General features: G+C 72.1%; 7 protein-coding genes. 5 read left to right on the top strand and 2 right to left on the bottom strand.

Annotated features, from left to right (window positions below; translation table 11 throughout):
- Positions 1–152 precede the first annotated feature (152 nt).
- The gene (locus tag ACFWZH_RS33660) at positions 153–434 is read right to left on the bottom strand and encodes an HPr family phosphocarrier protein (RefSeq protein ID WP_384440104.1); all 282 of its coding nucleotides are present in this window, start codon (positions 432–434) and stop codon (positions 153–155) included.
- Positions 435–569: 135 nt separating this feature from the next.
- Between ACFWZH_RS33660 and ACFWZH_RS33655 the strand changes: the two genes are divergently transcribed.
- The 4 genes from ACFWZH_RS33655 (at position 570) to ACFWZH_RS33640 (ending at position 6,269) form a co-directional block, all read left to right on the top strand.
- Positions 570–3,629 (top strand): GNAT family N-acetyltransferase, encoded by a 3,060-nt coding sequence (locus ACFWZH_RS33655; RefSeq protein WP_384440101.1) that lies wholly within the window; start codon positions 570–572, stop codon positions 3,627–3,629.
- A 59-nt stretch (positions 3,630–3,688) separates the two neighbouring features.
- Positions 3,689–4,282, top strand: a complete 594-nt coding sequence (locus ACFWZH_RS33650) for a DUF5998 family protein (protein ID WP_384440098.1) — start codon at positions 3,689–3,691, stop codon at positions 4,280–4,282.
- Entirely contained in the window at positions 4,282–5,472 is a 1,191-nt protein-coding gene (locus ACFWZH_RS33645; RefSeq protein ID WP_384440095.1) for an alkaline phosphatase family protein, read from the top strand. The genes ACFWZH_RS33650 and ACFWZH_RS33645 overlap by 1 nt, the downstream gene beginning before the upstream one ends.
- 137 nt (positions 5,473–5,609) lie before the next feature.
- Complete coding sequence (locus ACFWZH_RS33640; protein WP_384440092.1) at positions 5,610–6,269, top strand: thymidine kinase; 660 nt, start codon at positions 5,610–5,612, stop codon at positions 6,267–6,269.
- Between the two features lie 84 nt (positions 6,270–6,353).
- On the opposite strand, the gene ACFWZH_RS33635 is transcribed toward ACFWZH_RS33640, so the two are convergent.
- Positions 6,354–7,427: a ScbA/BarX family gamma-butyrolactone biosynthesis protein gene (locus ACFWZH_RS33635; protein WP_384440090.1), complete on the bottom strand. Its 1,074-nt coding sequence runs from the start codon at positions 7,425–7,427 to the stop codon at positions 6,354–6,356.
- 31 nt (positions 7,428–7,458) lie between these two features.
- On the opposite strand from ACFWZH_RS33635, the gene ACFWZH_RS33630 reads away from it, so the two are divergent.
- The gene (locus tag ACFWZH_RS33630; protein WP_384440087.1) at positions 7,459–8,103 is read left to right on the top strand and encodes a ScbR family autoregulator-binding transcription factor; all 645 of its coding nucleotides are present in this window, start codon (positions 7,459–7,461) and stop codon (positions 8,101–8,103) included.
- Positions 8,104–8,311 lie beyond the last annotated feature (208 nt).

The raw sequence follows: 8,311 nt of genomic DNA, 5'->3' as shown, positions 1-8,311 counted from the left end.
CCTGGCGGGGCGGCGCTGGGGGCCGTGTTTGGTAATTCCCGGGGGGACCCGGGCGGGGGTTTTTACCCGCGACCGCCCCACACCGCCCCCGCGGGGGCGACGGTTCCCGGACCCCGGGGGGGGGGCCGCCGCATGCAGAGGGTCCTGGGGACTCAGACGGTCTCGGGGAGCTCCTCGAGACCGTCGGCGACGAGCTTCGCCAGGCGGTCGAGCGCGGCCTCGGCGCCCTCGGCGTCGGAGGCCAGCACGATCTCCTCGCCGCCCTGCGCGCCCAGGCCCAGCACCGCGAGCATGGAGGCCGCGTTGACGGGGTTGCCATCAGCCTTGGCGATCGTCATCGGGACGCCGGAGGCGGTGGCCGCACGGACGAAGATCGACGCGGGGCGGGCGTGCAGGCCCTCGGCCCAACCGACATTGACGCGGCGCTCTGCCATGGTGTTGCCCTTCAAAGTCGTGACAGTTGTCTAGACCAGTCTCTCACGCGGTCGGGAGTGCTCCAGCAGCCCCGAGTCCTGTCCCGAGCGTACGCGCGCGGGCCGGTTGTCAGTGCCCGGCCGTACTCTGTCCGCATGCAGAAGCCGCCGGATCATGCATACCCGACCCACTGGGAAGCCGACGTGGTGCTGCGCGACGGCGGCACGGCGCGGATCCGCCCCATCACCCCCGATGACGCCGAGCGGCTGGTCTCCTTCTACGAACAGGTCTCGGACGAGTCGAAGTACTACCGCTTCTTCGCCCCCTACCCGCGGCTGTCCGACCGCGATGTGCACCGCTTCACCCACCACGACTACGTCGACCGCGTCGGACTGGCCGCCATGGTCGGCGGCGAGTTCATCGCCACCGTCCGCTACGACCGGATCAACGACCAGGGACTGCCCGCCAAGGACCCCGAGGACGACCAGGCCGAGGTCGCCTTCCTCGTCCAGGACGCCCATCAGGGGCGCGGGGTGGCCTCCGCACTCCTGGAGCACATCGCGGCGGTCGCCCGTGAGCGCGGCATCAGGCGGTTCGCCGCCGAGGTGCTGCCCGCCAACTCCAAAATGATCAAGGTCTTCACGGACGCCGGGTACACCCAGAAGCGGACGTTCGAAGACGGCGTGGTCCGGCTGGAGTTCGACCTGGAGCCCACCGAGCAGTCCGTGGCCGTGATGCGCGGCCGCGAGCAGCGCGCCGAAGCCCGCTCGGTGCAGCGGCTGCTGGCCCCCGGCTCGGTCGCCGTCATCGGGACCGGCCGCGCCCCCGGCGGCATCGGCCGCACCGCGCTGCGCAACATCCTCACCTGCGGCTTCACGGGCCGGGTGCACGCCGTCAACCACGCCTTCCCCCAGGACATGCGGCGGCTGGACCCCGAAGGGGTGCCGGCGGTCCGTGCGCTCGCCGAGATCCACGAGCCGGTCGACCTCGCGGTCATCGCCGTCCCCGCCGACAGCGTCCCCGACGTCATCCGGGACTGCGGCGAACACGGCGTCCAAGGGGTGCTGATCCTGTCCTCCGGCTACGCCGAGTCGGGCCCCGAGGGCAGGGAACGGCAGCGCGCCCTGCTCCGGCAGGCCCGCTCGTACGGCATGCGGCTCATCGGGCCGAACGCCTTCGGCCTGATCAACACCGCTGCCGACGTCCGGCTGAACGCCTCCCTCGCCCCCCGGATGCCCGGCTCCGGCCACATCGGCCTGTTCACCCAGTCCGGCGCCATCGGCATCGCCCTGCTCAGCGGACTGCACGCACGCGGCCCCGGTGACGGCGGCATCGCCGGCATCTCCGCCTTCGTCTCGGCCGGCAACCGCGCCGACGTCTCGGGCAACGACCTGCTCCAGTACTGGCACGACGACCCGGACACCGATGTCGTCATCCTCTATCTGGAGTCCATCGGCAACCCCCGCAAGTTCGCCCGGCTCGCCCGCCGCACCGCCGCCGTCAAGCCGGTCGTGGTCGCCAAGGGAGCCCGGCACAACGGCACCGCCCCGCTCGGCCACGCCGTCCCCACCGTCCGCGTCCCCGACAGCACGGTCGCCGCCCTGATGCGCCAGGCCGGGGTGATCCGCGTCGACACGGTCACCGAGCTGATCGACGCCGGGCTGCTGCTGGCCTCCCAGCCGCTGCCGGCCGGCCCGCGCATCGCCATCCTCGGCAACTCCGAGTCGCTGGCGCTGCTGGCCTACGACGCCTGCCTGACCGAGCGGCTGCGTCCGCTGCGCCCCCGCGTGCTGGCCTCCGCGGCCACGCCGGAGGACTTCCGCGTGGCGCTCGCCGAGACGCTCTCCGGCGACGGCTGCGACGCCGTGATCGTCACGGCCATCCCCTGGGTGGGGGAGCAGGACGGCGCCTCCCCGGGCGCCGGCGAGGGCATCGCGCTCGCCGCCGCCCTGCGGAGCGCGGCCGCGGCCCATCCGCACAAGCCCGTCACGGTCGTCCACCTGGCGATGGACGACCTGGCCGAGACGCTGGCGGCACCGGCGGCGTCCCCCGAGCCCCATGAGCCCCCGGCATCCGCCGCCCCCGCCTCCCAGGCTGCCGGCCCCCAGGCCCCGCCCCCGGACGCCGCCCTGGCCGAGCCCCGCCCCGCACCGGCCCCGCCGAACCCGCCAGCCCCACCGATCCCACCGATCCCATCGGCCCCGCCCGCCCCGGCGCACCGGGTGGGCTCCACCCGCCCCCCGATCCCTCCTGGCCCGCCCCCCGCCGCCCGCACCGCGCCTGCGCCGCCCGCCCGCGTCGCCGAGACCGAGGCCGCACGCCGCACCGCCCCGCTCCGCATCCCCGCCTACCCCGCCGCCGAGCGCGCCGTACGCTCCCTCGCCGAGGCCGTGCGCTACGCCGCCTGGCGCCGCGAGGCCGCCGAGCCGGGCCGGGTGCCCGAGTACGACGACATCCAGGAGGCGGCGGCCGGCGCCGACATCGAGCGCCTCCTCGACCGGCTCGCCCCCGACGTCCCCAGCGGCCGTTCGGTCCCGGTGCCGCCCGAGGACGCCGCCGACCTCCTCGCCCGCTACGGCATCCACACCCGCCCCGTCCTGCCGGCCCCCGACCCGGACGCCGCCGTGCGCGCGGCCGCCCGCCTCGGCTACCCGGTGGCCCTCAAGACCACCGCCCCTCATCTACGCCACCGCGCCGACCTCGGCGGGGTCCGCCTGGACATCGCGGGCGAGGCCGAACTCCGCCGCACATACGCCGAGTTGACCGATTTCCTCGGCTCTCCCGAGGAGCTGCGCCCGGTCGTGCAGGCGATGGTGCCGCGCGGTGTCGACACGATCGTCCGCGCCGCCATCGACCCGGCCGCGGGTGCCGTGCTCTCCTTCGGCCTGGCCGGCGCGCCCTCCCAGCTGCTCGGCGACATCGCCCACCGCCTCATCCCCGCCACCGACAAAGAGGTCGCCGAGCAGATCCGCTCGATCCGCGCCGCCCCGCTGCTGTTCGGCTGGCGAGGCTCCCAGCCCGTCGACACCGCCGCGCTGGCGGACCTGCTGCTGCGGGTCTCCCGGCTCGTCGACGACCACCCTGAGGTCGTCGGCGTGGACCTCGAACCGGTCGTGGTCGCCCCGCAGGGCCTCTCCGTCCTGGGAGCCGCCGTCCGCCTGGCCCGGCCCCCCGCCACCACCGACCTGGGCCCGCGCCGTCTGCCCGCGTACTGAGCGGCCCCTCGGCCCCCACTGGGCCCGTGGCGCCCGGCAGGCCCCGTAGGATGGACCCCATGGCGAAGACCGGTACGACGACCCAGGGGCTGCGCGCGGCGATCGAGCGCAGTGGCTACTACCCGACGCTCGTGGCCGAGGCGGTGCAGGCAGCAGTCGGCAGTGAGCCGGTGGTGTCGTACCTCGTCCATCAGGAGACGACCTTCGACGCCAACGAGGTCCGCCGCCATGTCACGGTCCTGGTCCTGACCGGCACCCGCTTCATCGTCAGCCACACCGACGAGCAGGCCGCCGACGCCACCTCCCCCTCGCCGTACGCCACCACCTCCACCGAGTCCGTCAAGCTGGGCCGGATCTCCTCCGTGGTGCTCAGCCGCGTGGTCGCCAACCCCGAGTCCTACACCCCGGGCCAGCTGCCCCGCGAGGTCGTGCTGACCATCGGCTGGGGTGCCGTCGCGCGCCTGGACCTGGAGCCCGCCGCCTGCGGCGACCCCAACTGCGAGGCCGACCACGGCTACACCGGCTCCTCCACCGCCGACGACCTCTCGCTGCGGGTCAGCGAGGCCGGCGACGGTCCGGACTCGGTCCGCGAGACGCTCACCTTCGCCCAGGCGCTCTCCGAGGCCACCGCGGCCACCACGAACCCGCGCTGATGGTCGACATCGCCCCCGTCTGGCCGGAACCCGAACCGCTCGACCCGCTCGGCGCCCCGGTGCCCCTCTACGGCACCGGATCGCTCGCCGATCTGCTGCCCACCGTCGCCGCCGGCCTCGGCGTTCCCGGCCTCGCCTCGACCATGGAGCTGGCCCCCGCCGACCGGGTCTGCGTCTTCCTGATCGACGGCCTGGGCTGGGAGCTGCTGCGGGCCCACCCGGAGGAGGCGCCGTTCCTCACCTCGCTCCTGGGCACGTCGTTCAACGGCAGCGGCCGCCCGCTGACCGCGGGCTTCCCCTCCACCACCGCCACCTCGCTCGCCTCGGTCGGCACCGGCCTGCCGCCGGGCGCCCACGGCCTGCCCGGATACACCTGTGAGGACCCGGCCACCGGCGAGCTGATGAACCAGCTGCGCTGGTACCCGTGGACCGACCCGTATGTCTGGCAGCCGTACCCGACGGTCTTCCAGCTCGCCGACGCCGCCGGCGTCCACACCTGCCAGGTCTCGGCGCCGAACTTCGAGCAGACACCGCTCACCAAGGTCGCGCTCAGCGGCGGCACCTTCCACGGCCGGCTCTCCGGCGAGGACCGGATGGACCTCGCCGCGGAGCAGCTCGCCGCCGGCGACCGCTCGCTGGTCTATACCTACTACTCCGAGGTGGACGGCAAGGGGCACCGCTACGGCGTCGACTCCGACGCCTGGCGCGGCCAGTTGATGTACGTCGACCGGCTCGCCCAGCGGCTGGCCGAGCAGCTGCCGCCGCGCAGCGCCCTCTACGTCACCGCCGACCACGGCATGATCGACATCCCCTTCGACCCCGAGTCCCGGATCGACTTCGACGAGGACTGGGAACTGCGCGCCGGCGTACGCCTGTTGGGCGGCGAGGGCCGGGCCCGGCATGTCTACGCACACCGGGGCGCGGCGGCCGATGTGCTCGCCGTATGGCGCGAGGTGGTCGGCGAGCAGATGTGGGTCGCGAGCCGCGAAGAGGCCATCGCGGCCGGATGGTTCGGGCCGCATGTCGACGACCGGGTGCGGGCCCGGATCGGCGATGTCGTCGCGGCCGCGCACGCCGACATGGTGATCATCGCGAGTGAACGAGAGCCCCGTGAATCGGAGATGGTCGGGATGCACGGCTCGATGACCCCCATGGAGCAGCTGGTACCGCTCCTGGAAGTCCGTACCTGACCCGTACGTCCGCACCCCGTACCGCAAGCACCCCGTACGTCCGCACCCCGTACCCGACCCGCACGCCCGACGGCGCCGCCTGCGGCTCCGTGCCCGCTGCCACGCCTCCGACCGCCACGAAAGGCCACCCCACAGCCGTGTCCGAATTGGTATTTTTCTCCGGAACCATGGATTGCGGGAAGAGCACTCTGGCCCTGCAGATCGGGCACAACCGCTCGGCCCGGGGCCTGCAAGGAGTGATCTTCACCCGCGACGACCGGGCGGGCGAGGGCCGGCTGTCCTCGCGGCTGGGGTTGGTGACCGACGCGGTGGAGGCCGACGAGGGGATGGATCTCTACGCCTACCTCGTCGACCACCTCTCCCAAGGAGGCCGGGCGGACTACGTCATCGTCGACGAGGCCCAGTTCCTCGCCCCCGAGCAGATAGACCAGCTCGCGCGGATCGTCGACGATCTCGACCTGGACGTCTTCGCGTTCGGGATTACCACCGACTTCCGGACACATCTGTTCCCCGGCTCCCGGCGCCTGATCGAGCTGGCCGACCGGATCGAGTCGCTTCAGGTCGAAGCGCTGTGCTGGTGCGGTGCGCGGGCCACGCACAACGCCCGTACGGTGGGCGGGGAGATGGTGGTCGAGGGCGCCCAGGTGGTGGTCGGCGACGTCAACCACGCGATGGGGGAGGTGGGTTACGAGGTGTTGTGCCGGCGCCACCATCTGCGCCGGATGACCAGTGCGACGGCCCACGCCGGTGCGCTGTCGCCGGATGTCCTGCCGGTGTCGGCCGACACCCCCGGGTAGGCGGGGCCGGCGTCAACGCGCGGGCGTTCACCTCACCCCTTCGCGTCATCGCGCCGGCTGTCCGGTGGACGGGGGACCGGTCGATCAGTGACCTTCCGGGGCTTGTTCGCGTCGAACGGCCCCCGGAAGCGGCGCCCCGCTCAGTCCCGCGCGGAAGACGGTCCGCCCGCCCTGGACTCCGGTGACCTGGACCGCGAGCGGTCCGGCCGCGGAACGGGGCAGCAACTCGGTCTCGATCCAGCAGGGTTCGTCGAACTCGACATAGCGCGCGAAACTGCTGGTGAAGACGGCGGGGTCGAACCCCGCGGGCGCGATGGTGGCATGGGCGGCCTGGTAGGCGGCCTCCAGCAGCGCCAGGCCCGGTACATGGTCGACCGGGTGGTCGAAGAGCAGGGTGTTGCCGGTGTCGTTGCGCAGCTGCCAGCGGCGCGGTCGGTCGCTCGCTGCGAGCACCACATCGGCCGCGCTGGACCGTCCGACCAGCTCGGGGGCGACCGGCGCGGGGAGCGTCCAACTTCCCCAGTCCACGCCGAGGTGCGCGCCGCGCAGCCGCCGGTACGCCGCCGGCGAGGACCATGCGCACTGGAAGTCCGCGTGCGCCACGGTGGTCTGGCCCTGGCGGATGTGCAGTTTCATGTCCAGTGCGCTGCCGACGCGTCCGCTGGGTCCGGTGCCCGAGACCGTGACATCGATGTCCAGATCCGTAGGCCGATTCTGCGGAAGGTTGAATTCCGGATTGACGGTGAAGTTGAAGTCATGCAACAACATCTGATGGGACAGCGGCACGCCGTACTCGGCATGGGTGATGACCAGACCGCTCTGCCGGATGGTCTGGGCGAGCACCCGGGGGTCGCACCGTCGCCCGCCGTGGACGGCAGGCCACTGGGCGGTGAGCGAGAATTCGCCGGATCCGCGACTGTTCCAGCCGGTGACGAAGAGCCTGTCCGAGTTCTTGAGGTGAGCGTATTCCTGGAGATTCCCGCCCGGTGAGTCGGGCAGGGCACCGGAAGAGCCATCGGATCGAAGCGGGGACCTGCGGTCATGTTGCGGCGTATCTATGCGTGCGGCGGCTTCGGCCATCAAGTCCCCCTGGGTGCGGCCCATCTGACAGAAGTTGACGCTGATAAAATAAACCGGGTCCGCGGTCTTTTTCAACATAGCCGTAAATACTTGGCACGGGAGACGTGAGTTGGCGAAACAGGAACGGGCGATCCGGACGCGCAGGGCCTGCCTGGTGGCTGCCGCAGAGATTTTCAACGAATGCGGCTACGAGGCCGCCACGATCGCCGCCATCATCGACCGCGCCCAACTCACCCGTGGGGCGCTGTACTTCCACTTCACGTCGAAGGAGGAGCTGGCGCGCGGAGTGCTCGCCGAGGCGGTGACCACCGAAGGTCTGGTGCCGCAACCGCTCAAACTCCAGGAGTGGGCGGACATAGCGCTCCTGTTGGCGCACCGGCTGCCCAGAGAGCCACTGCTCAGCGCCTCCATACGACTGTCCGTCGACTCCAAGGCGCGCCGCATGTTCGGCACCCGCTGGCCCGACTGGATCGAGCTGGTCGGCAAGGTGCTCCTGGAGGCCAAGGAGCGCGGGGAGCTGTTACCGCATGTCGACCCGGCCGACACCGCCCGGCTGTTCGTCGGCGCCTGGACGGGTGTCCAGCTCGTGTCCGAGGTCATGCCGGAGGGGCGGGACCTGTCCCGCGAAATCTCCCGGCTCCTGGAGCTGATACTCCCCAATATCGCCGTTCCCGGTGTGCTGGCGAGGCTGGACACCTCGCCCTTCCGCGCCGAACGCCTCCTGGGAGCGGAACGCTCCACCGCGGTCTCGTAGGCGTCGCGGGCGTCACGTTTCTCCGTGCCGGTGAATGCCGGCGGGTATTACGCGGGCAGCCCCGGCCTGTACCCCACTAACAAGTGGACCGTTCGGTATGTTTTGCCTTGGCGGCACACCTCCCGGCCCCGAAATCCCTTTTCGTCGACGGTTTTGTCGCCGATGTGCACCGAATTCCGCAGAAGCCCCCGCGAGAAACAGGGCGGGT

This window comes from Streptomyces sp. NPDC059008, assembly GCF_042749045.1.
In the GTDB taxonomy this organism is placed as follows: domain Bacteria; phylum Actinomycetota; class Actinomycetes; order Streptomycetales; family Streptomycetaceae; genus Streptomyces.
This window is presented reverse-complemented; position numbering and strand designations above follow the sequence as displayed.